Below are 24,965 nucleotides of genomic sequence, written 5' to 3'. Positions count from 1 at the left end.
GAGAGGGGCAGCACGCGATCGATATTTGCGCGGAGTTGTCCTGAGACGAGCCAGCGGTTGATGTCGTCGGCCGCGGCATGCTGCTCGTCGGGCGTGGCGTTGAACACGACAAAGCCGTGGAGCGAGCAGCCTTTGACGTAGAACGGCCCGACTGGGAAGGTCGGCCGCGCCTCGCGACCGGCCATCAGGATCATGCGCCCGCGCGCGGCCAGGAGATCGACGGCCCGCTCGAAGTTCGGCTCGCGGAGCGTCTCCCAAAAGACGTTGACTCCCTGCGGGCTGACTTCCTTGATCCGCGCGGCAACGTCTTCGGTCTTATAGTTGATCGCCAGATCGGCGCCGAGCTGCCGGCACAGGGCCAGTTTCTCATCGCTGCCGGCGGTCGTAATCACTCGCGCTCCGAGCGCCTTGGCCATCTGCACGACCATCGAGCCGACGCCCCCGGTGCCGCCGTTGACGAACAGCGTTTCGCCGCGCTTAAGCTGCGCATCGCGCACGAGGCCCAAATGGGCCGTGATCCCGACCAACGCCACGGCCGCCGCCTGCTCGTTGCTGACCGCGCTTGGCAGCGGATAGAGCCACGACTCATCGACGGCCGCGCGCTCGGAAAACGTTCCCTGCCGGCCGAGCAAGCCCTGATTGGAGCCCCACACTCGATCGCCAGGGCGGAAGCGGTGCGCTCCGGGGCCAGTCGCCTCGACGACTCCCGCCAGATCGCAGCCGACGACGAACGGCATCGGCAACGGCATCACTATGTTGCCGGAGCGGATGTAAGTGTCGACCGGATTAACGTCGACCGCGGCGATTTTGACCAGGACCTCCGATCCTTTTGGCTGCGGATCGGGCAAATCGCCGTATAGGATGTTTTCCGGCGGGCCGATTCTTTCAATGTACGCGGCTTTCATGGCTTGAACTTTCCTCGAGTCTTGGCGGGCACGATGAACAAGCCAAGGACAACGATCAACGCTCCGCTCCCGGCCGCGCCCAGCGCCGCCATCCGTAATAGCTCCCAATAATCCATCGCGATTTTGTGTTGCCGCAGCCGGATAGCCTCCTCGATGGAAAGCGGCCTCTTGATGCCGCGCTCCAGGCGATCAAACTGCATCCAAACTTCGGCGGGCGACATGGGGGCGACGTCCGTATTCGCGGCTGGCTCTTGAATCGGCTGAGGCTTTTGCCATTGCAGGACCGCCAGCCCGCAGACCGCCACCACGATGAAACACGCTCCCAAGAAGATCAAGCCCTGCCGCGCTCCCCAAGCCCTAGCTGGCCGCGCGGCGGAATCGTCGAGTCGTTCGAGGTCGGTCAAGTGCCGCAGCGTCGGCACCTCGATCCGCTGGCCGCACTCGCACTGCAACTGCTCGCCCGCCTGGGCCGCCGCCACCGGAATCCGCCGACCGCACACACAGGGCAATAAATACTTAGCCATGAAAACCGGGTGACGGGTGGCGAGCACGCAACTTCGCGTTTGGTACTTCGTACTTTACACTTTCATCGCGGCCCGCCCATTCCGCCCTTGGCCCACCAGGGGAGCGAGTTGCCGCCATCGATCAACAACTCCGCGCCCGTGATATAGTCGCTAGCCGGATCGCAGAGAAACACGACACCGCGGGCGATTTCGTCCGGCCGGCCGAGGCGCTTCCAGAGCATCTTTTCGCCGAACTCGCGAATCTGCTCCTCGGTGACGAATTTCCGCTCCCCCGGCGTGTCGATCCAGCCCGGATGAATCGTGTTCACGCGGATCCGGTGGTCGATCAACTCGATGGCGGCGGTACGGGCCATCTGGTCGTTCGCGGCCTTCGCCATATTGTAGGCCATCGTCCGCGGGATGGGAACGTAAGCGTGCGGCGAGCTGATGAATACGATCGTCCCGCCGCCCCCTTGCGCGATCATTTGCCGTGCCGCCGCGCGGAGCAGATGGAATGCACCCCACATCGTCACGTCCACCGTCCGCTTGAATCCGGCAAGGTCGGCTTCATAGAACGGCTCGCGGTCGCTGTAAACGGCATTGCTGACGGCGACATCGAGGCGCCCAAATTCGGCGATCACTTGGCGGACCATTCCCTCGACGGCCTCGTGATCGGATACGTCGGCCTGGATCGTGATCGCTCGTCGGCCGGCGCGGCGCACTTCCTCGGCGGTCGATTCGGCCTCGTCGGAATGAGAGTGATAATTGATCGCCACATCGGCCCCGGCCTGAGCGAGCCCGATGGCCACGCCTCGCCCAATCCCGCGGCTCGCGCCGGTTACGAATGCGATTTTTCCGAGAAGTGACAAGGACTGGCCCTCACGAATCGTTGAACCTGGAGCCGACGTCGGCGGTCGCCACGCCGATCATGCTATCGCCAGCACCGACCGTGAACAAGCAGCCGTGGAAGCAGGCAACAGGCAGCCGGTATGTAGCAGGACAAACGCTTTCGCGCCACTGCCAACTGCCTCCTGCCGACTGCCTACTAAAATCTGGCCGCGCCACTAGACGGTTAAGGCTGCATGAGTACAATTGCGCGGCGCGCTAAATCACCAAATCACCCTGATTGCTCCGCTGGGCTGAACCGACTGCGGCTGGTCGCTTGCCTACCATGGTTCGCGGCCGATGTTACCGCTCTAAAAAAACCCGAATGGGTCGTCGTCTTGCCTGCATGTAAGCCGTCTGGGTTGTTGCCGTCAGTCGATCACCAGCTTGCTCGGGGCAAATCTGTTAAAATGGGCAATCTGGTGTTTATCGCCGCCCCCGGTAGTCTTTGGCTCCGCGGAATCTTTTGCCAAATCTCCACTCGAACCGACATGCTGCCAATCTGTGGGTAGAATTTGGTGGATTTTTGTCCTCGTTCTTTGGATAATTAGGGTCTCCCCAGCGCTTTCCTGACCGAAGGAGTGTTCACTTGTACGACGCACTGCTCGACGATCTTGAAGATGATGTAACCCCAAACGCCGATGAGGCGGTCGAACTGGTCGACAAGGCGGTTGACGTTGACGATGTGGACGACGATCTCCTGGTGGACGATTCCTCGGCTATGGTCGATTTGGATATCGACGGCAAGGCGGAGGAATTGCTCGCCGACGAGGAAGACATCGAAAGTTGGTCGGACGACCCGGTGCGAATGTATCTGACCCAGATGGGGGAAATCCCGCTGCTCACCCGTCAGCAGGAAATCTCGCTGGCGAAGAGAATCGAAGTCACTCGCGCTCAGTTCCGCCGCAAGCTGCTCGAGTGCGACTACGTGATTCAGATCGCCGTGAAGATCCTCAAGCGGGTCCATCGCGGCGAGCTGCCGTTCGATCGCACGGTGCAGGTCTCGGTGACCGATCGCCTTGAAAAGGACCAGATTCTCGGCCGGCTGCCGCACAATCTGCGGACCGTCGAATCGCTCTTGCGGCGCAACAAGGCCGACTATCGCCTGGCCACCAGCAAATCGACCAAGCTGAACCACCGACACGAAGCTTGGCGGCGGCTTGGCCGGCGGCGTTTGCGGGCGGTGAAGCTCGTCGAGGAACTCGGCCTGCGCACCCAGCGGATCGAGCCGCTGATTCGCACGCTCGAAGAATTCAGCCGCCGGGCCGACGAACTCAAGACCCGAATGGAAACGCAAAAGAAATCGAAGCAGGCGCCCACCGAGCGGCAAGCCTGGCTCAAGGAGTTCCGGGCCATCCTCCGCACCACGCAGGAAACGCCCACGAGCATGCGCAACCGCGTGAAGTATCTCAAGAGCATCTATGCCCATTACCAACACGCCAAGCGCGGATTGTCCGAAGGAAACCTGCGGTTGGTCGTCTCGATCGCCAAGAAGTATCGCAACCGCGGTTTGAGCTTCCTCGATTTGATTCAGGAAGGCAATGCCGGGCTGATGCGGGCGGTCGATAAATTCGAGTATCGCCGCGGCTTCAAGTTCTGCACCTACGCCACCTGGTGGATTCGGCAGGCGATCACCCGGGCCGTGGCGGACCAAAGCCGGACGATCCGGATTCCAGTGCACATGGTCGAGACGATGTCGCGCGTGCGCAACGTCTCGCGCCAATTGCTCCAGAGACTCGGCCGCGAGCCGACCATCGAAGAAACGGCGAACGCCTCCGGCACGGCGATCGACGAGACCCGCCGCGTGCTGGCGATGAGCCGTTATCCGATCAGCCTCGACCGTCCGGTCGGCAACAGCGAGGATAGCCACTTCGGCGACTTGCTGCCCGATGCGGGCGCGGAAAACCCCGCGGTCGGCGCCGCCCAGGAAATGCTCCGCGGCCGGATCGCCAAGGTGCTCAAGACGCTCAGCTACCGCGAGCGCGAGATCATCAAGCTCCGCTACGGCCTGGGAGACGGCTACAGCTACACGCTGGAAGAAGTCGGCCACATCTTCAAGGTCACGCGCGAGCGCATCCGCCAGATCGAAGCCAAGGCCGTCCGCAAGCTCCAGCAACCGAGCAGAAGCCAGGAGTTGATCGGGTTCCTAGATTAGTCCTCGCTTCCTGACGAAAATGACCCTTGCGATCGCGCGAGGGTCTTTTTATGCGCAGTGACTGGATCAACGTCGAATGTCGAAGCTGGAATGTCTAAAGAATGACGAAGCTCGAATGACGAAAACCGCGCCGGCGACGACTCGCAAGCGGCATCTTCCCATTCATCCTGTTAATCTTGTCAATCCTGTCGAAAAAGCTGCTTCGTTCCAGCAATACAGCCAGGCGTTGCGCTGCTTGCCAACTTGATGGATCGCTCCCATGCGGTGCATGCAATAGGCGATGCGCTGGGCGGACCAGCGGGGGATGTCGAGGCCCGCGGCGAGATGGGCCGTGTGAAATGGCGACGGCAAGGGGCAGGCGATCAGGGCCGCGAGATCGCCGATCGTTTGCAGCCGGCACAGCGATTGGATTGCGATGAGCTTCTGATCTTCGACCTGAAAATCGCTGTCGCGGCGCCAGCGGCGGCGGCCGTGGCCGGGGTAGCGCCACTCTTCGATCTCCACCAGCGGCACTTCAAGCGTCAGCCGCGGATGCGGGAAGACGCGAGTGAAATGGATCAGCTCGTCAAACAAATCGAGCACCCCGCCGCGCTTGGGACTCAACCGGCGCCGCGCGACTCGGCCCGCTTTCCGCCGCCGATAGATCAGCATCTTGCGGGCAACGACCGGCTTGACCACCCGCACGCGATGCGCTTCGAGCAACCGCCGCACTTTGTCGCGGATCGCGGTGAGCGGGCCGTGCTGCACCTCGATCAGCTCGCCATCCACCACCGCGTCGATCCGATAGCCGGCCAGCCGGACCTCCAATTGCGCGGCCTCGCCGGCATAGAGCCGCTTGAGTTCGCGGTGAAGAGAGGTTTCCATGATTGAAATGACGAATGACTAATGACGAATGTCTAAGGAAGCACTAATGACGAAGCTCGAATGGATCAACGTCGTGCCGAGACCAATGGTTACCTTCGCTCGCAATTCGTCATTCGTGCTTCGTCATTCTTTAGACATTCGTCATTAGTCATTCGTCATTTCCTCGGCCCCGTGTCGTCTTCCATCCCTTGGATATAGCGCCGCAGCCGCTCCAGCTCGTCGGTCACGTGGCGGAGCTTAAGCATATTCTCGACGCGCTTGACCAGCTCGACCTTGTTAACCGGCTTGCTGAGAAAGTCGTCGGTCCCCGAATCGACGGCCCGTTCGATGTCGCCCAATTCATTGAGCGCGGTGACCATCAGGATCATGATGCCGCGAGTCGCCGGGTCTTGCTTGAGCTTCTTGCAGACTTCGAAGCCGCTCAGCTTGGGCATCATCACGTCGAGCAGAATCAGATCGGGCTGAAAACTGGCGACCTTGTCGAGCGTGTCACGGCCATCGACGGCCACGGCGATCTCGCAATCCACATCGCCCAAAAAGGCCTCCAGCAATTCGACGTTCTGCGGATTGTCGTCGGCAATCAGAATGCGGCTCTTGCCCGGCGTGCCGGCCGCAACCGGGCTTGCCGGATGAGTCTTTGCGAGATTGGTTTGAGTCTTGCTAGCAGCCATCGAGTGTTTCGCATGCCTTTCCCGCGGAGCGACATCGGAATTGGGCGTCTCGGCGATTATAGAAGCAGAACTGAGTTTTGCGATAGGGAGGTTTGCGAACAGCGTCATTTACGTAGCCCAGGCTTGAAGCGCGTGCGGCCGTTCAGTACGATCTCGCTCCGCAGTTCTCTCTTTCCCATTGGAGGCGGTTCGTATGTTCCTCAATCTATTGATGCTCGCGGCCACCATGGCATCGCCCATGCTGTCAAAGCCGAGCCTTGATGTCGAATGCCGCGTTGAGCGATTCGATGTGGGCGTCCCCGTGCCCGGAAAAGCACGGATGTTTAAGAACGTAAAGATGGGCGAACGGTTACGAATCGAGTTAAGCGTGACCTGGCCCGCCAGATGATCATTTGCTTTTGACTCAAAGCGGCCCGCTCGATATTCTTTGCTCCCTTCGCCGCTGGCAATGGATTGCCGCGGCGAGAGCTATTTGGGTCGTCGTTTGCGTGGGGAAGTTCTCAGGGGGCGTACATGGAGGTGCGCTGTTGGTCCCCAGATCGAGTGTATTGATCGTCGATCGATCGAACGAAGCCAGGGAAGTATTAAGGACGGCACTGGAGAGGCGCGGGATGCGGATTTTCGAGGCGGCGCGGGCCGACGACGGCCTGGCGCTGGCGCGAAAGCATCGCCCCGATCTGATCGTGCTGGACCTCGAATTGGCTTCGACCCACGACGGCCCGCGGCCGAACGATTTCGCCGCGTTGGCACATGGCGGCGAAACGCCGGTGGTACTGTTGGGTAGCGCGCGGCGGGAGACGGCCGCGCCGCCGCGCCAGTTTGTCGCCAAACCCTATCATTACCAACCGCTGATCCTTAAAATCGAGCAGTTGCTCCGCGCGGGCCGCGAACCGGCTCAGTGTACTCCTCACGCTCCGCGTGAGGAAACGTCCTCACGCGGAGCGTGAGGAATACACTGGCAGAGCCGTCCCCCGCGAGCGGAGCGCTTTTCGCATTGGGCTCGTGACCGATTGTGTCGGGAGGCGGTTCTGCCGTGGCGTCGCTGTTCGTCATTCAAGGCCGGGATCAGGGGACCCGGTTCGAGTTGGATTCCGACTCCGCCACGTTCCCACTGGGACGCGAGGCCGGCAATCGAATCCAACTGCACGATACCGAGGTCTCGCGCCATCATGCCGAGATTCGCCACACGGGCAATCTGTTCGTCGTCTCCGACATGGGCAGCTCGAACGGCACGTTCGTCAACAACGAACGGATCGAGCGCCGCGAGCTGACCAGCGGCGACCAGCTCCAGATCGGCCGCACGGTGATGCTCTTCACCGGCCCGAGCGAGGCCCCCTCGTCCAGCCTCGGGGCGAAGATCGATATCTTCTCCGTCGATCGCCAAACCGACCCATCGCGAATCGTCCACTCGATCAGCCAACAGGAAGGGAGCCGCATCTTCGCCGCCCCGCCCGACAAATCCGATGCCCTCTGGCTCGCCCGGGCCCGCAGCAATCTGCAGGTGATGTATCGCACGGCCTTGGCGGTGAGCCACACGCTCGACATCGATCAGCTTCTCGGGCGGATCATGCAGTTGATCTTCGAATGGGTCGAGGCGGATCGCGGCTGCATCATGCTGGTCGATCCGGAGACCAAAGAGCTGCAACCCAAAGTTCGCCGCGATCGCAAGGCATTGCACCCCGGCGACAAGATTTCGATCAGCCAAACGATCCTCGACTACGTGCTCGAGCGCCGCGAGGGAGTGCTTACCAGCGACGCCCGGCAAGATGATCGCTTCGATGCGGCCAACAGCATCGTGCGAATGGGTGTGCGTGAGGCGATCTGCGTTCCGATGCAGGGGCGGTACGACATCGTCGGGGTGATTTACATCGACACCTTGACCCCGGCCACGCGCGTCATCGACCGCGGCGGCAATCGATTCACCGAAGAGCATCTCCAGTTGATGGTCGCGATCGGCCATCAGGCGGCCTTGGCGGTCGAGGACACGAAGTACTACTCGGCAATGGTGCAATCCGAACGGCTGGCGGCCGTCGGCCAAACCATCGCCAGCCTCTCGCACCACATCAAGAACATCCTGCAAGGGATCCGCGGCGGCAGCTATCTGATCGAAATGGGGCTCGCGGAGCACGATGAGCAAGTGGTTGGCAAAGGCTGGCATATCGTCGAGAGAAACCAGCGGCGGATTTCGTCTCTGGTGCTCGACATGCTCACCTTCAGCAAGGACCGCGAGCCGGACTTCGCCGCCGCCGACTTGAACGCCGTCGTGACTGACGTGGTCGATTTGATCCGCGCCCGCGCCGAGGAGATGAAGGTCGCCCTGCGCTTCGAGCCGGACGCTGAAATTCCTCCGCTCACCTTCGATGCCGAGGGCATCCATCGGGCGGCGCTCAATATCGTGACCAACGCGCTCGATGCCTGCGACGAGCGCGAGGACTCGATCGTTACGATCCGCACCAGGCAACTAACCGGCGACGGCGTCGTGCAGGTGATCGTGGAAGACAACGGCACGGGCATTCCCCCGGAAAACTTGCAGCAGATTTTCAACCCTTTCTTTTCCAGCAAGGGTTCGCGCGGCACCGGTCTGGGCCTGGCCGTAAGCCAGAAGATTCTGAAAGAACACGGCGGGCGGATCCTCGTTGAAAGCCGTCCCGGCGAAGGAAGCCGATTCATCCTCGAACTTCCGGCCATGCCGGCGGAAGAGCAGAACGGAAGTACGAGGTACGAAGTACAAAGTACGAAGGAAGAGGACGGTTAGCCGCCGCGTATCCGTAGCCGACGATACTGCTGCGCCGCTCCCTCTCCCTCTGGGAGAGGGTTGGGGTGAGGGGAATTGGCAGTGAAGCCTGCGCCAGTCCTGGTCCGCGCCAAAAAGAAGAGGGTTTATAACCCCTACCGAACGCATCAAGGAATCAATCACCATGCAGCAGCGAAACTTCGGCGGCAGCGGCGTAACTGTTTCAGAAATCGGCGTCGGCACTTGGCAATTTGGCGGCGATTGGGGCGCCGAAGTGTCGGATGATGAGGCGCTCGCCATCCTGGCCGCCTCGGTCGATGAGGGCGTTACGTTCTTCGATACGGCCGATATCTACGGCCTCGGCCGCAGCGAATCGCTGATCGGCCGGTTCCTCAAACAATCTCGGATGGCCGACAAGATCTTCGTCGCCACGAAACTCGGCCGCGGGCCCACGCCGGGTTGGCCCGATAACTTCAAGACCGCCATGATTCGCAAGCACGCCGAGGCCTCGCTCAAGCGGCTGGGCGTCGAGGCGCTCGATTTGGAGCAGTTGCACTGTGTCCCCGCCGGCGAGCTGCGCCGCGGCGAGGTGTTCGAGGCGCTGCGCGCGCTCAAGCGCGAAGGCAAGATCAAGCAGTTCGGCGCGAGCGTCGAATCGATGGATGAAGCGCTGATCTGTCTGGAGCAGCCCGATCTAGGCGCGCTGCAAATCATCTTCAACATATTCCGTCAGAAGCCCATCTCGACGATCTTCGAGCGGGCGAAGCGGCAGGGAGTCGCCATCATCGTGCGCTTGCCTCTGGCCAGCGGGTTACTTTCCGGCAAGTTCACGCGCCGCACGAAATTCGATGCGCGCGACCATCGCAACTACAATCGCGACGGGGAGAAATTCAACGTCGGTGAGACTTTTGCCGGCCTGCCATTCGAGAAAGGGGTTGAGTTGACCGACGCGCTCAAGCCGCTCGTGCCCAACGGAATGACGCTGCCTCAGATGGCCTTGAGGTGGTGCCTTGACTTCGACGCCGTCAGCGTCCTCATTCCTGGCGCGAAAAACGCGCTGCAAGCCCGCGAAAACGCTGCCTCCAGCGACCTCCCGCCGCTCAGCCCCGATTTGCACAAACGGTTGCGCACGTGGTACGACCGCCAAGTGGCGGAACACATTCGCGGCGCCTATTGATTGTGGCACGCACGGCGTGTTTTACTCCGATTTCCCGGCCTCTGGCGTCTAACCTCCGGACCCTTTTCCAACAAATGGATTGCTCCTCTTCTCCTCGCCGATCGTCGTGGCCGGGCCGTGGCCGGGGAGCACGATCGTGTCGTCGGGAAGCGTGAAGAGTTTCTCGCGGATGCCGCGAGCCAATTGGGCGAAGCTGCCGCCGACCATCTCATCGGTTCGGCCGACGCTGCCCGCGAATAGCACGTCGCCGCCGAAAACCACCTGCGGCGCGCCGGATTGCCAAATGAAGACGACATGGCCCGAGGAATGCCCGGGAATCTCGCGGACCAAGAGATCGAATCCTGCCGCCCGGTAAACCTCTCCCTCGCGGACAGTTACATCGGCCGGCGGGCTGACCAGCGCGGCGCCAAAATCGGCCGACAGATTCTGCCGCGGATCGGACAGTTTGGCGGTTTCGTTTTCTCCGATCACGAGCGGGCAATCGGGCCAGCGGCGCTTCATCGGACCGTTGCCGGCGATGTGGTCGCTGTGGCCGTGAGTATTGAGGATGGCGGCGGGGGTCAACGCCTCGTTTTCGAGCAATTCGACGATCAGGTTCGGTTCCAGACCCGGATCGATCACGAGGCAATCGGTATGCCCGGCCAACCAGGCGACATAGGTGTTTTCTTGAAACGGCCGCGAAACGACGGTGGCCACTTGGATTTGGACTCGGTCCACGAATTGCTCTCCCTCGGAAAACTTCGTTTGAGTAGGATGTGCCGCCGCGCCAGACCCGCCCAAACGCGGACAAACCGGTTGGGCAAAGAGATTCGGCGGTATGGGTGGTTGTAATTATTTCCCAAATGCCGGGCGATAAACAGTAGCAAGAGCGCCAGGAGGGCGCTGGCCAACAGCAAGGAGGTTGATCCATGCGTTGCACGATTTCTTGGTGTCGCATCGCGTCCGCCGCGGCTCTGCTCGCGGCCTGTACGGCCGGTCGAGCGCTCTTCGCACAAGGCGAGTACGGCCCAAATCCCACGGATACGCCGCCGATGCGTCCGGCAATGGTCGTGGTCGGCCCCTCGAACACCGGATCGACGGCAGTCGGACCTTATGCCAGCGTTCCAGGCGGCGGCCAGCAAGGCTTCCAACCTGGCGGGCAGCCGCAGATGGTCGAGCATCCGTTGGCGGGCGCTATTCGGATGGCCCAAAGCAGTCTCGAGACGATCAGGACCAGAATCCCCGACTACACCTGCACGATGATCAAGCGGGAGCGGATCGGCGGCGAGTTGACTGAACCCGAATACATGTATGTCAAGATTCGCAATCAGCCGTTCAGCGTCTATCTCAATTTCCTCAGGCCGGCCGACGAAGCGGGCCGCGAGGTGATCTACTTCCAAGGGCGGAATAACGGCAAGATGATCGCCCATGAGGGTCAAGGGCTCAAGAAGCGCTTCGGCGCCGTCGAGCTGCTCCCAACCAGTGCGCTGGCGATGCAAGGCAACAAGTATCCGATCACGCAGATCGGCGTCAACAACCTGGTGCGGCGTCTAATCGAAGTGGGCACGAATGACATGCAATTTGGCGAATGCACGGTGAACTATCGCAAGAACGCCAAGGTGAACGATCGCGTTTGCACGATTATTGAAGTGAACCATCCGGTCCCGCGGCGGAATTTCTTGTTCAACAAGGCGCTAATCTACGTCGATGACGAGTTGAACGTGCCGATCCGCTATGAGGCCTACACTTGGCCGAAGACACCCGGCGGCCCGCCGCAGCTCGACGAGGAATACACCTATCTCAATATGAAGGTGAACGTCGGCCTGACCGACGCCGATTTCGAGCCGACGAACCCGGGCTATCACTTTAAGTAGTTGAGCGTCAAAGCTGCGTTGATACTTTGAGTGCCATGCCCACGGCTCGGCGTGGGCATGGATTGCGTTGGTGCATGGCCACTCAGAGCAGTGGCCATGGCACCCGGCTTCGCCTCAGCCCCGGCCACCTCGCCGAAGTCACTGCCTCCTGCCCTCTGGCGCACCGCGGCAAGAGTTGTCTTTCCGCCCTCTGGCGTATAAAACTTCCGCAGGCGTTCAAGCTCATCGCCGGCTCCCAGGCCGGCCATGCCAGCATCAGCCAGTGGAGGTTTTCATGCAGCGGGACCGAGCCCAACGAAGCGGAAGGCGGTTTCTCGGCGGCGGCATTATCGCCATGGGGGTCGCTTGCCTCACGGTGATTTTGGCGATCGCCGTTTCCATGTTCGGCGCTCCGGTTGCGGCCGAGTCACCCGCGTCGACGTCCCCGGACAATCCGTTGCGCGCGTCGAACGGCAACGCCGGCGACGCCACATCGAGCGACGCTAAGGCAAGCGACGCCGCCGCGCCGGCCCCGTCCGCGCCGCCCGGCGAGCACCCGCTCGACGCCGCGCTGGCGATCGCCCATCGCGTCCAAGACCATATCGAAAAAGACGTCAAGGACTACACCTGCACGTTCATCAAGCAGGAACGCGTCAACGGCCAACTCCTCGATCCTTCCACGATGGAAGCCAAGTTCCGGCCCAAGCCGCTCTCCGTCTATTTCAAGTTTTTCAAGCCCGATGACGTGAAGGGGCGCGAGGTGCTCTATCTCGCCGGGGCCAACGGCGGCAAATTCGTCGCTCGCGAGGGCTCGGGGCTGAAGCGAGCGCTCGGAGCAGTCTGGCTGCAACCGACTAGCGCTCTGGCGATGATGGACAATCGTTATCCGATTACGAACGCCGGCCTCGGCCATCTCACCAAGCGGCTGATCGAGATTGCCGAGGAAGACCGGAAGTATGGCGAGGTCGAAGTCCATTTCTACAAGAACGCCAAGGTCGGCGCTCGCAACTGCACGCTGATCGAGGTCGTTCATCCGACGCCGCGGCGTGTGTTTCTCTTCTACCGAGCCCGCGTTTATATCGACGACGAGCTGCAAGTGCCGATTCACTACGAGGCCGCGCTCTGGCCATCGGGGCCGGGCAAAGAGCCGCCGCTCGACGAGTCGTACACCTATAAGGACCTCAAGCTGAACGTGGGACTCACTGACGCGGACTTCGATTACAAAAACCCGAATTATGGGTTCGTCAATAAGTGAGAGTAATGTAGCAGGCACGCTCCGCGTGCCGTAGCAGTTACGGCACGCGGAGCGTGCCTACTACAATAGCGAGACGGTCGTGTTGGGCGCTCTAAAGGCGTGACGGCGTGAAAAGATTCCTCCTCCGTTTGGCCCGCATCTTGGCGATTGCTTATCTCGGGATCGTCCTCCTTATGCTGTTTCTCGAGCGGTCGCTGGTGTTCGTGCCGAGCCTCTATCCGGACGGCGACTGGCGGCCATCGAACTTGGCCTTCGAGGACGCCGAGTTTAGCGCGCCGGACGGGACGCGATTGCACGGCTGGTTCATGCCGCACGAGCATCCCCGGGCCGTGATCCTCTTCTCCCACGGCAACGGCGGCAATCTTTCGGATCGCGCCGACATCCTGCGCGACCTGCACCGTCTCGGCGCGGCGGTGATGATCTTCGACTATCGCGGCTACGGCCGCAGCGAAGGCTCGCCGGACGAGGCAGGCATTCTGAGCGATGCCCGCGCCGCCCGCGCCTGGCTTGCCAAGCAAGCGGCGATCGACGAAAAGCAGATCGTTCAAATGGGCGAATCGCTCGGCGGCGGCGTGTCGGTCGATCTGGCCGCGGCCGACGGCGCCCGCGGCCTGGTGCTGATCAGCACCTTCACTTCGCTCCCCGACGCCGCCGCGGCCCACTATCCGTGGCTCCCCGTGCGACTGTTGATGCGCACCCGCCTCGATTCACTCGCCAAGATCGGCAACTACCACGGCCCGCTGCTCCAAGTTCACGGCGACTCGGATCGGATTGTGCCGTTCGCCCTGGGGAAGCGGCTGTTCGACGCGGCCAACGAGCCAAAGCGTTTCGTAACCATCCGCGGCGGCGACCACAACGATCCACCGGCGTCCGAGTTCGATCAGGCGCTTGATCAATTCCTCGGCGAGTTGTAGAGCGAACGGCGCGGCAATGTACGACGAAGCCAGCTACGTTTGTGAATCGTGCGGTGAGGAGATCGTCATCCCACTCGACTTGACTGCCGGGGCGAGTCAAGAGTACGTCGAAGATTGCCCCGTCTGTTGCCATTCGAACATCATCCACGTCGAAATCAGCGACGACGGCGAAGCGCGAGTTTGGGCGACGGGAGAATAATGAAGACTGCGGTGGGAAACGGGCCATGTCCGCATACTAACTGCCATGCCTCGCGACTGGAATCACATTCCCGAACCAACTCCCGGCGCGAGTGCCTGCCCCGACTGCGGCGCGCGGATCGATGGCGGTTTAGGATCGTGCCGGGCGATGTTCTACGCGACCAACCGGGGGCGGTTTCGGCCTGCCGATATGCGGCTTGGGCGGCTGCTGGTCGATTCCTATGCTCTCCAGCATCTCGAGCCCTACTGTCGCTCCGCCAAAGAGCTGACATATCATCTCGCCAGCCTCTGCTGCGGTCTCGAACACGACGGCAACTCGGCCATTTATTCAGCGCTTCAGCGCAGCATAGACGGGAAGTTCACCGCCGAGCGCCCCACGCCGCCTCAACATCTAGGCGATCTGACGATTCTCCATTTGAGCGAAGCCGCGACCGAGGCGGAGTACGTCGAGCGTACCAAGGCATGGGCTCGCTCCGTTTGGGACGCCTACTTTGATCTCCATTCACTTGCCCGCGATTGGGTAAGGCGCTCGATGGGTTGGTGAGCGGTTCTGGCCCGCTCAATCCTTCGCCCGGCGGACCTTGTAGTTCCCGCGGCTCTCGTCGTATTCCAGCTCGATCAAGCCGCGGGCTTTGATGTCTTCGAGCAGGGCGGAGAAGCTGCGGTAGCCGTAATAGCCTTCGTTGAATCCGGGAAACACGCGGCGAATGGCCGTCTTGAGCGCCGAGCCCCAGAGCGGGTCGTAATCTTGCTCCACGGAATGGAGCACCTCCAAGACGCGGTCGAAACCTTCCTGCTTCTTGTCGTCCTTCGCCCCGTCGTCCTTGGTCGTTTCCTCCTTCTTTGCGCCAGTGCGCCTCGATGGCACTTTGGACTGTGAACGCTTGGCGACGCGGATCAGATCGTTGTAGTACATGAACTCGTCGCAGTTGCCGATCAGCAGATCGGAAGTGGAACTCTTCACGCCGCAGCCGATCACCCGCTTGTTGTTCTCCTTCAATTTGGAGACCAGCGGCGAGAAGTCGCTGTCGCCGGAGATCAGGGCGAACACGTCGATGTGCTGCTTGGAATGGCAGAGGTCGAGCGCATCGACTACCATCCGAATATCGGCGCTGTTCTTGCCGCTCATCCTGGTTTGCGGGATGTCGATCAGCTCGACACCTTGCGAGTGAAATTCCCGCACGGATTCCTCGTAGCGGCTCCAATCGCAATAGGCCCGCTTGTAGACGATGCGGCCCTTCTCCAACAGCCGCTTGAGGACCAGTTGAATCTCGAACCGTCCGACCTTCATATCGCGAACGCCGATCGCCAGATTCTCGAAATCGACGAAGACGGCGATCAGCGGCTCCTCGGACGTGGAGCCTCGTGGAGTGGAATCGGTAGGCAAACTAGACTCTCCTGTTTTCTCGCTGATTCTGGCGACAGGTTTTCAATCTGTAGGGGACGGGGCACCCTCTGGGCCCTGTGGCGTTCCGGACCGTCCATGCGGATCGGATCCACGCCGCCTCACTGAACGCCACAGGAGGAGTTCCCTGCACCGCACGGCAACGTCGCATGTCAGGGCCAAAACGATGCAAACCTATCGTCTTCACAACGGGTTCAAGCCCATAATCACGCGGAGCAAGACGGTTACGCCGAAGTATAAGCCATAGAGCAGCGCGGCACTGCCGAACTCCAAATCGAGGGCCAGATAGCCGACGGCCCCTCCCGCGGCGACGAACGCCGGGCCGGCGAAGATCCAGACCTGAGCATTTTGCTGATCGGGGATCACGCCGTACGCGCGCAGCAACCCAAACGCGCCCCACAGCCCCGCGAAGACCAAAGCGCAAACCGAAGCCCGAATCAGCAGCTCGCGCCCTCGATAAGGCTCCATCTCGTCGTTGCGCAAAAATGAGTACCCCCCCAGCACCAATGGGAGCGAAAGCACCAGTGCCCCGGCGCCAAGGATGTAGGCCGGCACCGTGCTCTTCATCACCGGACCTTGATCTGCGGACTCAGGCCCCGGCTGCGTCGGCGGCTGTTCTCGGCCGGTCTTGTCCGGAGCGACCGCGCCGGCATCATCGACCGGGGCCGGCGGATAGGCCTTGCCGATGATAACCGCCAGCCCGATCGTGACGATCGTCGCGGCGCCGATGGCCGCGACCCAGATCGCTTTGAGTTTCGTTTCCTGGCGGGCGATCGGTTTGAGGACAAGTTCGCCGGTGACGCCCTTCGCTCCGCCGTAGTCCTGGGGCGCGTGGATTTTGACTTCCTCGCCCGCCTTGGGAATGTTGATGGTCGTCTTGCACTTGGGGCAAGGAGCTGCCTTGCCGCCATGCTGCTCGCTGACAGTGAAGCGACTATGACAGCCGGGACAAATGATGTTGATCGGCATAAGAAAAGACCGCCCAAAGTCGCCCCACGACCCGCGAGAATGTTAGTTTCCGTGCGTTCGACTTGCAAGTCAAGGAGATGGAAATGATTGTATCTCTCGGCGCGACAGACTAGGATCAAGGAGGATTCGGTGCGGCCGCGGGTCCGCGCCAGTTCGCTTTTCACAGGTCCGGCATTCCCGGCGTTCGGTTCGGCCAATTCTGGCGATCCATTGAGAAACCTATGGCGATCGAATTCACTTGTCCGAACGGCCATGCGCTGCGCACCAAGGACGACGATGCCGGCAAGACGGCCAAGTGTCCCAAGTGCGGCGCGATCAGCAAGGTGCCGGGGCAGAACGGCTCGGCGAGCAAGGTTTCCTCGGGCGAAGCCGCGTCGGTGGCCTCCGCCAGCGGCAAGGGGATGCTGGCCACGGGAGCGGTCGGCGAATCGGCCTCGGGTAAATCGAGCCCGTCGACCGGCGCGTTCAAACAATACAAGTCCGACAGCGGGCTGGCCGCGGCGGCAGTGGGGGGACAGCCGGGCGCCGGTGGCGCTGAGGCCACGAAACCAACGGGAGACTCTGGCGCTCGCGAGGAGTCGATCGTTTTTCTCTGCCCCAACGGGCATAAGCTGAACGCTCCCCGGCGCCTACAGGGACACGCCGGAAAATGCCCGCAATGCGGCGCGAAATTCCAAATTCCGTTTATCGAAGAAGCCGGGGGCGAGGACGAAGGATCGCGGGTCTACGATTTAGGCAACTTTCGCGAAATCCTCGAATCCGGTCCCACCAATTCGTCGGCCGGCGCATCAGACGATGCCGCTTCGTCGCCGGCAGCCAAATCGCCTGACGAAGAGAATCCGGTTGCGGGATCCGGTCCGCATACGTTGGCCGCCTTGGTCACACGGCTGTGGTCGGAGCGCGAGCACGGCGGCATCATCGAGCTGCATCTGGCGAGCGGCGCGATCTTCCTGCCCGACTGGTTCGAGCGGCGGCTTTCGCAAAGCACGCACGGCCTGTTCGCAACTCAGGCCGCCGATGGCACGGTGACGATGACGATCGTTCCCTGGGATACGATCACCCGCGTCGTCGTCCGCGGCGTCGTCGGGTTGCCCGACGGGATGTTCGAGTAGAAGTGTTGCTCGAAGCCGTTTCAAAACCGCCGGGGACTGTCCTAGGCCGCGCAAAACTGGTTGGTGTGATTATCCAAGTTTTGATCCCGCTAGAGTCGCTGTGGTAATGATCCAAACCGCGAGGACTATAGCTAAATCGCCGCTAGTCGCGAGAACAAATCTGCGTGGCCACCGCACTCCGCAAGGGCCTTATGCGGATTCCGTTCCGAATTCCCGCGGGGAATTGACGCAAGTTATTGAGAATTCGGTTGTTGCTCGGGTGGACCGCGGAACAAAACTTATCCAATAAAATCACCAACACCAAACCAATTTTTCGCAGCCTAGGACTGTCCCCGTCTCCCTGGCGGTCTTGAAACGGCTTCTCGTCACTCATCCTGCGCCAGGTCGGCTTCAGCAATCATCGTGAAGCCTTTTTCGGCGAGCGTCTCCAGCCCCATCTCGATGTTATCGACCATCAACGCCACCGCCGGGCGGCCGTGCGGGCGAACGAGAATTGGATAGGCCTGGATGATGTTCACCTCGGCCTGCAACAGCGCCGTGCAAATCCGCAGCAGCGCTTGATCGCCGACCGGCAACTCCACTCCGATCAGATCGCTCTCGATCAGCGCCAAGCCGGCCCGTTCGAGAATCTCTCGACCTTGTTCCGGATGACTAAGCAAAAATCGAACAAACGCGCACTCGGCCGAATCGGAAATCGACAGGGCGACGATCCGGACTTTGCTCCCCTCGAAACGGCGGACGACCTCGAGCAATTGCCCCACGCGGTTTTCCAAGAAAACCGTGAACTGGCGAATGGACGGATAGCTCCGTCCACGCATCGTGGCGAATCCGGTGCCGGTTCCTTCACCTACGCTCATCGTCTACCGTCCGCGGGGTGTGTGAGTTTAGCGGCTATGGGCGCAACACGAGCCTTTGGCGGCCCAACGCTCTCGCCGAAGTATAAGGCCGCCTAATGAAGCGAGTCAACTTGCTTGATGGTAGAACGCCCGACAAATTCGAAGTCGCGGCTAAACCGCAAGCGGCGCCGACTGCCTAATGCTTAATGCCTACTGCCGCCCTTCCAGCGATCCGCTGCCGAGGCGCTCATGCACGGCGCCGGCGCGCTCCAGTCGGCTGGAAAAAACGACGACTTCGTCGACCGTCATCAGCCCGGCGTCGAATTCCGCGTGCTTTCGCAACAGGTCGGCGAGTTCCGTCAAGCCTGACGAACCGTCGCGGACGCGCCCGAGCGTCAGATGCGGCTGAAAGCGGCGGGCCTCGGCGCGGAATCCGAGCGTGGCCAAATGCCGTTCGAGTGCCGACTGCAAATAGATCAGCGGCTCCTTCCCTTCGCCCGCGCCGAGCCAGATCGTTCGCGGTCGGCCCGCGTTTGGGAAGGCCCCGACGCCGCGGACTTCGAGGTCAAATGGCGTAAAGGGCTTCGCCGCGGCGGCGACCTCGGAGCAGATGGCGGGCAATTCGGTGTCTGGCACGTCGCCGAGAAAATTCATCGTCCAGTGCATCGTGCCGAGGTCGCCCCAGCGGACTTTCGCTTGGCTGACGCGGAGCCGCTCAACCAGCGCCGCCGCCCGATGCCGAATCTCCTCGGGAATCTCCACGGCCACAAATGTGCGGATCGTGCTCATCGGGCCTAGGAAAAGGGGGCCTGGGGAGAGAGGGACAATCCCCTTTTGTCACGCGCTCACCGCGGCGACGGTGCCCGCCAATAAAGAGAACAGTCCCCGGCCGCATTCATGAATCGAAGCGAGGGTGACGGGACTCGAACCCGCGGCCTCCAGCGTGACAGGCTGGCGCTCTAACCAACTGAGCTACACCCCCGAAACCTCGGCCGACACGCGCCGTGGCCGACGCTGCCAGCATCGGAATTGAAGCCAGCGACGCTTTGCCGCGGCAACAGTGGCGGACGCCGCAAAGTTAGGCTGTGATTATATCTTACGCATACCGCCCGGCAAGAGGCGCGATTAACCACCATTGTCCCCGACACTTGGGACATCCGTGGCGGGCCGGGAACGATCGTTTATTACAATCCATTGCGGGCGCTCGTCGTCCGTCAGACCGGCGAGGTCCACGACAATCTCGGCGATCTGCTGGGCGGCTTGCGAAAGTAATCGCGGAACTAAGTCGCCGGGCGAGGGTTCAATCGCTAGGCGTTTTTGTCGAGGTATCCTCGGTCGCTCGACCGATTATGAGGATTTTGCAAGCACCGGCGTTTTTTACGGGAGGAATCTGTATGTCGCGTACCAGTCGTTTCATGTTCGCAATACTGTCATTGATGGTGATCGGCGCGTTCGCCGCCTGCCAGGCGTCGGCAGCGGATGACCCGCCGGCCAATCCGCCTGCCCGCCAGCGCGGCCAAGGAGGAGGAGGCCGCGGCGGCAATTTGTACACGAATGAGGCCGTTCAAAAGGAACTCGCCCTCACCGACGAGCAGAAGGACTCGATCAAGAAGATTAATGACGATTTCCGCGCGTCGCTCACCGGACTCAGTCAAGAAGACCGACAATCCAAGATGCCGGAACTGCGCAAAGGACTCGAAGACAAAATCGGAGCAGTTCTCAACGATACGCAGAAGGCCCGAATGAAGGAGATTCGCATCCAGGCCCGCGGCGCATCCGCCCTGGCCGACAAAGAAGTGGCCGAAGCGCTCAAGCTGACCGACGATCAGGTGAACAAGATCAAGGATCTCACCGATAGCGCCATGAAGGACATGCGCGAGGCATTCCAGTCGGCGGCTAATGGCGGAGATCGCACGGCGATGCGCGAGAAAATGACCAAGATGCGCACCGAGACTAGCGAGAAGCTGCTGGCCGTGCTCACCGCCGATCAGAAAACGGCGTTCGAGAAGATGCAGGGCGCCAAAGTCGAAGGACTGCCACAGGGTGGCGCGGGCTTCGGCTTCGGCGGTGGCGCAGGGGGCGGCCGTCGCGGCGGCGCCGGTAACGGCGGCGGTAACTGAGATTCCGCCTCAATAGCAAAACGAAACCACCCGCGATCCGGGATGGCCCAGGGACACGCGTCCCTGGGCTTTTTGTTTTAAGTTTGTGCAACCGCACCACGAATATTCGTGCCAGCGCTTGCAATCCGCTCGCCCATCCGCATATTAAGGGAGTGGCGAAGTCCGCCGCTGCTTGACTTCGTACTTTGTCCTTCGTACTTCCTAATTGCCGCCATGCCTCCCGACCCTACGGAAAAAAAACCGCTCGGCAAGCGCATCCTGTTAGTCGATGACGACGTCGAGATCATCGAATCGCTCAAGGTCGCTTTGACGGCGAAGGGATATGAAATCCTCATCGCTCGTGACGGCAATCAGGGGCTGGCAATGGCCGAGCGGGAGCTGCCGTCGCTGGTAATCCTCGACATGATGATGCCCAAGCGGAGCGGGTTCCTCGTGCTGGAAAAGCTCCGCCGGACGCAAAAAGACCCGATGCGCGTGATCATGATCACGGCCAACGAGGGCAGCCGCCACAAGGCTTATGCCGAGATGCTCGGTGTCGACGACTACATCCGCAAGCCGTTCGCCATGGACCGGCTGATCGAGAGCGTCGAGCGGCTGCTCGCGTGATGATGATTTTCGATTTTGGATTGCTGATTTTGGATTTTTGATCGGCGATGCCGGCTTCATGTGAATTCTTGCCTTCCATTCCCACAGAGCTAGACAACAGCAATGATTTTTTTGCGAAATGCGGAAAACCGCGGGGCGACCCCGACGGCTCACCATAAGTCGATGATTGGCAGCGGCTTGTGTTGAATTCCCCTAGGTAGTTGGAGGTGGCTGGTTCGGCAGCGGCCAAAAGCTGATATTGTTTTGATTTGATTTTCTAGCAATACTGAAATGTGGTGGAAGACAACGAGGTTTTCACTCCCCGCGGCTTTGGCACAGCGTGAACGAGAAGAGCCCTTCCCGCCTGTAGCTCCGCCTCGACTGCGATCCACTCGCGTTCTTTTGCAACTTCTTTTGCACTTGCATTTGCAAGTCTCTGTCGGTTGCCCACGTTGAATCGAACGGCGTCGGCCCCGCATTGAATGGAGCGGCGTCGGCCGCTGCGCCGCCACGAGAACTGCCCTGCAAGGCTTTGCCCCTGCGCGAATGTGGAAAAGCTGCGCGCGTGGAAAAGGCCGCTCGGCGGCCAGGGCAAGAAGCGTGCGACTGAACCCCGCGGAATAACCGGTTTCCGGCAACACGAACGGCATCAAATGACACGAAACCAAGTGAATCAAACGGCTGCACTGGGCAAGCTTCGAGCAGCTTGTCCCGGCGTGGTCCAAGGTTTTTGAAGGAACGAGGGCGGCAAACCTTAGGCGCGGCACGTTTTATTTGGAGGATCACCCATGACTGGTGGACGCGAGATTATTTCGCTGGTCGCACAACGGCAAGACCTGGATCAATTCCGACGCAAGAACTGGGAGGGCACATTCGAGGAGTATCTCGATCTCGTCGCCGGCGATCCGCACTCGACGCGCAACGCCTTCGAGCGCGTCTACGACATGATCGTCTCTTCCGGCACGACGACCTACGAAGTAGGCCGCGAGAAGCGAGTCCGCTACAAGTTCTTTGACGATCCGGACGACCACGGCCGCGACGGCGTCTTCGGATTGGACGTGCCGCTGCAAGCGCTCGTGAACGCCTTCAAGAGCGCTGCGCAAGGCTTTGGGATCGAGAAGCGCGTGCTGCTTCTTCACGGCCCCGTTGGCTCGAGCAAGAGCACGATCGCGCGGCTCTTAAAGAAAGGCTTGGAGCGCTATTCGCAGACCGATGCCGGCGCCCTCTACACGCTCGGCTGGACGTCGTTGGGCGACCCGAACAACATCCATTGGTGCCCGATGCACGAGGAGCCGCTGCACCTCGTCCCCGAGCGGTTCCGCGAGGAGACGATGCTGAAGCTCAATGCCGGCCCGAGTGAATATAAGGTCAAGATTCATGGAGAACTCTGCCCCTTCTGCCGGCATGTCTACGCCGAACGGCTGAAGCGCTACGAAGGAGATTGGACTCGAGTGGTACACGATGTGCGCGTCAAGCGGCTCGTCCTGAGCGAGAAAGACCGCATCGGCATCGGCACCTTCCAGCCGAAGGACGAGAAGAACCAGGACTCGACCGAGCTGACCGGCGATATCAACTACCGCAAGATCGCCGAATACGGCAGCGACAGCGATCCGCGGGCGTTCAACTTCGACGGAGAATTCAACGTCGCGAACCGCGGGATTGTCGAGTTTGTCGAAGTCCTGAAGCTCGATGTGGCGTTTCTCTACGATTTGCTCGGCGCAAGCCAGGAGCACAAGGTCAAGCCTAAGAAATTCGCCCAAACCGACATCGACGAAGTGATCCTCGGACACACGAACGAGCCGGAGTATCGCCGGCTGCAAAACAACGAGTTCATGGAAGCACTCCGCGATCGGACGGTGAAGATCGACGTGCCGTACGTCACGAAGTTGGCCGACGAGATCAAGATCTACGAGAAGGACTACAATCGCGAGAAGGTGCGCGGCAAGCACATCGCCCCGCACACCATCGAGATGGCGGCGATGTGGGCGATCCTCACGCGGCTGGAAGAGCCGAAGAACGCCAATCTCACTCTGTTGCAGAAGCTGAAGCTGTACAACGGCAAGAGCCTTCCCGGCTTTACCGAGGATAATATCAAGGAGCTTCGCGAGCAGGCCGTGCAGGAAGGGATGCACGGGATTTCGCCCCGCTACGTGCAGGACAAAATCTCCAACGCCCTAGTGGCCCATCCCGACGCCCGTTCGATCAATCCCTTCATGGTGATGAACGAACTCGAATCCGGCCTGAAGCATCACAGCTTGATCACCGTCGAGGAGACGCGCAACCACTACCGTGAACTCCTCGGCGTGGTCAAGCAAGAGTATACGAATATCGTGAAAAACGAAGTCCAGCGGGCGATTGCCGCCGACGAAGACGCGCTCAAGCGGCTCTGCGGCAATTACATCGACAACGTGAAGGCCTACACGCAGCGCGAGAAGGTCCGCAACAAGTTCACCGGTCAGTACGACGAACCGGACGAGCGGCTGATGCGGTCGATCGAAGACAAGATCGACATCCCCGAAAGCCGCAAGGACGACTTCCGCCGCGAGATCATGAACTACATCGGCGCGCTGTCGATCGACGGCAAGACGTTCGACTACAAGACCAACGAGCGGCTGTATAAGGCCCTGGAATTGAAATTGTTCGAGGACCAGAAAGACACGATCAAGCTCACGAGCCTGGTCTCGAATGTCATCGACGCCGATACGCAGGCGAAGATCGACGTAGTGAAAGGCCGCTTGATCCGAGATTACGGTTACGACGACGAAAGCGCCACGGACGTGCTGAACTATGTGGCCAGCATTTTTGCCCGCGGCGATGCCAACAAATAGGGGTGAGGGACGAGGGGACGCGCAAGCGGTTCCCGCGCAACGTGGTGATGTGATGCAGTGGCGAAAAAACGTCCGAACCTCATTCTACTCCGCCCGAAGGGCGGTGCGTGTTCCCTCGTCCCTCGCCCCCCACCCCTCGCCCCTATGCTAAAGATCGATCAAGATCAACGACGCTTCAAGCAGATTGTCCGCGGCAAGGTCCGCGAGAATTTGCGGAAGTATATCACCCACGGCGAGATGATCGGCCGCAAGGGTCGCGATCTGATCAGCATCCCGATTCCGCAGCTCGACGTACCGCATTTTCGCTACGGCCAGAACGGCTCGGGCGGCGTCGGGCAAGGAGACGGCGAGGTCGGCACCCCGATCGCCGGCGGCGACGGGCAGCAGCAAGGCGAAGGGCAGGCCGGCAGCGATCCGGGCGCGCACATCCTTGAAGTCGATGTGACGCTCGAGGAACTGGCCGCGATCCTCGGCGACGAACTCGAGCTGCCCCGCATCGAGCCGAAGGGCAAGGCGAATGTCACTCAGGACAAAGCCCGCTACACGAGCATCCGCCGCTCGGGGCCCGAATCGCTCCGGCACTTCAAGCGGACTTACATGGAAGCCCTGCGCCGACAGATTTCGTCGAGCACCTACGACGTCGGCAATCCGCGAGTGATTCCGATTCGCGAAGACAAACGCTACCGCTCGTGGACGACCAACCCGCAGCCGCAAACCACCGCGGTCGTGCTGTATGTGATGGACGTCTCCGGCTCGATGACCGACGAGCAGAAGCAGATCGTGCGGACCGAGGCCTTCTGGCTCGACACCTGGCTGGCAAGCCAGTACGACGGCCTCGAAGTGCGATACATCATTCACGACGCCGTGGCCCGCGAGGTCGATGAAGAGACGTTCTATCACACCCGCGAAAGCGGCGGCACGCGGATCAGCTCGGGCTACAAAGTCTGTCTGGAATTGATTCAGCGGAAGTTTCCCGCCTCGGAATGGAATGTTTACTGCTTCCAATTCTCCGACGGC

24 protein-coding genes and 1 tRNA gene are annotated in these 24,965 nt (G+C 61.0%); 14 read left to right on the top strand and 11 right to left on the bottom strand.

Annotation, left to right across the window (positions count from 1 at the left end):
- The 3 genes from VGY55_18475 to VGY55_18465 all read right to left on the bottom strand — a co-directional run.
- The coding region (locus tag VGY55_18475; protein ID HEV2971965.1) for an NADPH:quinone reductase at positions 1-905 on the bottom strand (905 nt) is incomplete at its 3' end.
- Complete coding sequence (locus VGY55_18470; protein HEV2971964.1) at positions 902-1,429, bottom strand: hypothetical protein; 528 nt, start codon at positions 1,427-1,429, stop codon at positions 902-904. The genes VGY55_18470 and VGY55_18475, both read right to left, overlap by 4 nt.
- A gap of 62 nt (positions 1,430-1,491) precedes the next feature.
- Entirely contained in the window at positions 1,492-2,277 is a 786-nt protein-coding gene (locus VGY55_18465) for an SDR family oxidoreductase (GenBank protein ID HEV2971963.1), read from the bottom strand.
- 605 nt (positions 2,278-2,882) lie between these two features.
- Between VGY55_18465 and VGY55_18460 the strand changes: the two genes are divergently transcribed.
- Positions 2,883-4,448, top strand: a complete 1,566-nt coding sequence (locus VGY55_18460) for a sigma-70 family RNA polymerase sigma factor (GenBank protein HEV2971962.1) — start codon at positions 2,883-2,885, stop codon at positions 4,446-4,448.
- A gap of 162 nt (positions 4,449-4,610) precedes the next feature.
- Here the strand turns inward: VGY55_18460 and VGY55_18455 are convergent, their stop codons facing one another.
- Complete coding sequence (locus tag VGY55_18455) at positions 4,611-5,312, bottom strand: hypothetical protein (protein HEV2971961.1); 702 nt, start codon at positions 5,310-5,312, stop codon at positions 4,611-4,613.
- Positions 5,313-5,467: 155 nt separating this feature from the next.
- Entirely contained in the window at positions 5,468-5,983 is a 516-nt protein-coding gene (locus VGY55_18450) for a response regulator (protein HEV2971960.1), read from the bottom strand.
- A 488-nt stretch (positions 5,984-6,471) separates the two neighbouring features.
- On the opposite strand from VGY55_18450, the gene VGY55_18445 reads away from it, so the two are divergent.
- From VGY55_18445 to VGY55_18435, 3 genes are all read left to right on the top strand, one after another.
- Entirely contained in the window at positions 6,472-6,930 is a 459-nt protein-coding gene (locus tag VGY55_18445; GenBank protein HEV2971959.1) for a response regulator, read from the top strand.
- 86 nt (positions 6,931-7,016) lie between these two features.
- Positions 7,017-8,738, top strand: a complete 1,722-nt coding sequence (locus VGY55_18440) for an ATP-binding protein (GenBank protein HEV2971958.1) — start codon at positions 7,017-7,019, stop codon at positions 8,736-8,738.
- A 163-nt stretch (positions 8,739-8,901) separates the two neighbouring features.
- Positions 8,902-9,894, top strand: coding sequence for an aldo/keto reductase (locus VGY55_18435; GenBank protein HEV2971957.1), 993 nt, complete (start codon positions 8,902-8,904; stop codon positions 9,892-9,894).
- A 48-nt stretch (positions 9,895-9,942) separates the two neighbouring features.
- Here VGY55_18435 and VGY55_18430 read toward each other — a convergent pair whose 3' ends face one another.
- Positions 9,943-10,611: an MBL fold metallo-hydrolase gene (locus VGY55_18430; protein HEV2971956.1), complete on the bottom strand. Its 669-nt coding sequence runs from the start codon at positions 10,609-10,611 to the stop codon at positions 9,943-9,945.
- Positions 10,612-10,802: 191 nt separating this feature from the next.
- Between VGY55_18430 and VGY55_18425 the strand changes: the two genes are divergently transcribed.
- From VGY55_18425 to VGY55_18405, 5 genes are all read left to right on the top strand, one after another.
- Entirely contained in the window at positions 10,803-11,747 is a 945-nt protein-coding gene (locus VGY55_18425; GenBank protein HEV2971955.1) for a DUF1571 domain-containing protein, read from the top strand.
- 274 nt (positions 11,748-12,021) lie between these two features.
- On the top strand, positions 12,022-12,981 hold the full coding sequence (locus VGY55_18420; protein ID HEV2971954.1) for a DUF1571 domain-containing protein: 960 nt from the start codon (positions 12,022-12,024) through the stop codon (positions 12,979-12,981).
- Between the two features lie 107 nt (positions 12,982-13,088).
- A complete protein-coding gene (locus tag VGY55_18415; GenBank protein ID HEV2971953.1) occupies positions 13,089-13,895 on the top strand; it encodes an alpha/beta hydrolase in 807 nt (268 codons plus the stop codon).
- Positions 13,896-13,911: 16 nt separating this feature from the next.
- Positions 13,912-14,094: a CPXCG motif-containing cysteine-rich protein gene (locus tag VGY55_18410; GenBank protein HEV2971952.1), complete on the top strand. Its 183-nt coding sequence runs from the start codon at positions 13,912-13,914 to the stop codon at positions 14,092-14,094.
- Between the two features lie 45 nt (positions 14,095-14,139).
- Positions 14,140-14,637, top strand: coding sequence for a DUF5946 family protein (locus VGY55_18405; protein HEV2971951.1), 498 nt, complete (start codon positions 14,140-14,142; stop codon positions 14,635-14,637).
- A 15-nt stretch (positions 14,638-14,652) separates the two neighbouring features.
- Here VGY55_18405 and VGY55_18400 read toward each other — a convergent pair whose 3' ends face one another.
- Positions 14,653-15,480 (bottom strand): NYN domain-containing protein, encoded by an 828-nt coding sequence (locus tag VGY55_18400; protein HEV2971950.1) that lies wholly within the window; start codon positions 15,478-15,480, stop codon positions 14,653-14,655.
- 201 nt (positions 15,481-15,681) lie between these two features.
- Complete coding sequence (locus VGY55_18395; GenBank protein ID HEV2971949.1) at positions 15,682-16,467, bottom strand: hypothetical protein; 786 nt, start codon at positions 16,465-16,467, stop codon at positions 15,682-15,684.
- Between the two features lie 221 nt (positions 16,468-16,688).
- On the opposite strand from VGY55_18395, the gene VGY55_18390 reads away from it, so the two are divergent.
- Positions 16,689-17,579 carry a hypothetical protein gene (locus tag VGY55_18390; protein HEV2971948.1) on the top strand — a complete coding sequence of 297 codons (891 nt, stop codon included), beginning with the start codon at positions 16,689-16,691 and terminating at the stop codon, positions 17,577-17,579.
- A 365-nt stretch (positions 17,580-17,944) separates the two neighbouring features.
- On the opposite strand, the gene VGY55_18385 is transcribed toward VGY55_18390, so the two are convergent.
- The 3 genes from VGY55_18385 to VGY55_18375 form a co-directional block, all read right to left on the bottom strand.
- The gene (locus VGY55_18385) at positions 17,945-18,436 is read right to left on the bottom strand and encodes an acetolactate synthase (protein ID HEV2971947.1); all 492 of its coding nucleotides are present in this window, start codon (positions 18,434-18,436) and stop codon (positions 17,945-17,947) included.
- A 189-nt stretch (positions 18,437-18,625) separates the two neighbouring features.
- Positions 18,626-19,204 (bottom strand): RNA 2',3'-cyclic phosphodiesterase, encoded by a 579-nt coding sequence (gene thpR, locus VGY55_18380; GenBank protein HEV2971946.1) that lies wholly within the window; start codon positions 19,202-19,204, stop codon positions 18,626-18,628.
- A 119-nt stretch (positions 19,205-19,323) separates the two neighbouring features.
- Positions 19,324-19,397, bottom strand: a tRNA-Asp gene (locus VGY55_18375).
- A 412-nt stretch (positions 19,398-19,809) separates the two neighbouring features.
- Between VGY55_18375 and VGY55_18370 the strand changes: the two genes are divergently transcribed.
- The 4 genes from VGY55_18370 to VGY55_18355 all read left to right on the top strand — a co-directional run.
- A complete protein-coding gene (locus VGY55_18370; protein HEV2971945.1) occupies positions 19,810-20,535 on the top strand; it encodes a hypothetical protein in 726 nt (241 codons plus the stop codon).
- A gap of 213 nt (positions 20,536-20,748) precedes the next feature.
- Entirely contained in the window at positions 20,749-21,141 is a 393-nt protein-coding gene (locus tag VGY55_18365; protein ID HEV2971944.1) for a response regulator, read from the top strand.
- A 767-nt stretch (positions 21,142-21,908) separates the two neighbouring features.
- Positions 21,909-23,948: a serine protein kinase gene (locus VGY55_18360; GenBank protein ID HEV2971943.1), complete on the top strand. Its 2,040-nt coding sequence runs from the start codon at positions 21,909-21,911 to the stop codon at positions 23,946-23,948.
- Positions 23,949-24,092: 144 nt separating this feature from the next.
- Positions 24,093-24,965, top strand: an 873-nt coding sequence (locus VGY55_18355) for a DUF444 family protein (protein HEV2971942.1), incomplete at its 3' end; no start/stop codon positions are given.

It is taken from the genome of Pirellulales bacterium (assembly GCA_035939775.1).
Taxonomy (GTDB): Bacteria; Planctomycetota; Planctomycetia; order Pirellulales; family DATAWG01; genus DASZFO01.
This window is presented reverse-complemented; position numbering and strand designations above follow the sequence as displayed.